The organism is Lelliottia nimipressuralis (assembly GCF_004115925.1).
In the GTDB taxonomy this organism is placed as follows: domain Bacteria; phylum Pseudomonadota; class Gammaproteobacteria; order Enterobacterales; family Enterobacteriaceae; genus Enterobacter; species Enterobacter nimipressuralis.
The window spans coordinates 1-865 of sequence record NZ_SDDX01000052.1 but is presented as its reverse complement, the minus strand read 5'-3'; the positions used below and the strand labels follow the sequence as shown (position 1 = coordinate 865).

Below are 865 nucleotides of genomic sequence, written 5' to 3'. Positions count from 1 at the left end.
CGGTACCAAAATCATCGATCGCCACCTCATAACCCGCCTGGCGAAACGCCTGAATTACCGGCGTGGTTTTCGGCACATCAATAAATCCGCGCTCCGTTACCTCAATTTTAATCTGCTGCGCCCGCACGGAGTAATGCCGCGCTTTATCCGAGATCAGGGCAATCAGGCGCGACGAGTGGAAATCCGACGCCGACAGGTTAATCGAAATATAGAGGTGCGGATTGTTGCCGAGGAAATCACCGAGATCGTTAAACACCTCTTCGACGACATAATCGGTAATGCGCTCAATCATCCCCTCTTTTTCCGCCAGCGGAATAAACTCTGCCGGGCTCATCACCGGGCCATTAAACCCCGGCCAGCGCAGCAGCGCTTCGGCGCCGACGCAGCGGTTATTTTTAATATCAATGATCGGCTGATAATGAACGCACAGCTGGCGCTTATTGAGCGCGCGGTGCAATAACCGACCTGGCGAATTAAATTCACGGTGCGTGCGCGACCAGACCAGCAAAATAATAATGCTGCAAATCATCCCCAGCGGCAGGGTCAATGTGGCCTGGTGGTAAAGAATTTCATAAAAACGGGTATTGGATGTCGAGACGATCGCGGCAATAGGCCGTTTCGCTGAGCTGACGATGGTGTAAAAACGATCGTCTTTTTGAAATGGCGCGCTCACATTTCCGACGAGCGTGTGTAATAAAGAAATATTGGCCCGTGGGCTGACGGAAAAGAAGGCATTGGTCACCGTATCAAATACGCCCCACGCCAGAGAGTGATCTGTCGACATCACTTCACTGTATGAGAGCGGATTGACCACAACGACATAATTCCCGCGCTGCATATAAGTCATTTTATAACCAGCAAAAAA

General features: G+C 51.0%; 1 protein-coding gene. It reads right to left on the bottom strand.

Translation table 11 applies throughout. The annotated features are described in order from the left end of the window. Positions 1–865 (bottom strand): EAL domain-containing protein (locus tag ETG88_RS22135; RefSeq protein ID WP_129036425.1); only part of this gene is annotated, 865 nt, incomplete at both ends.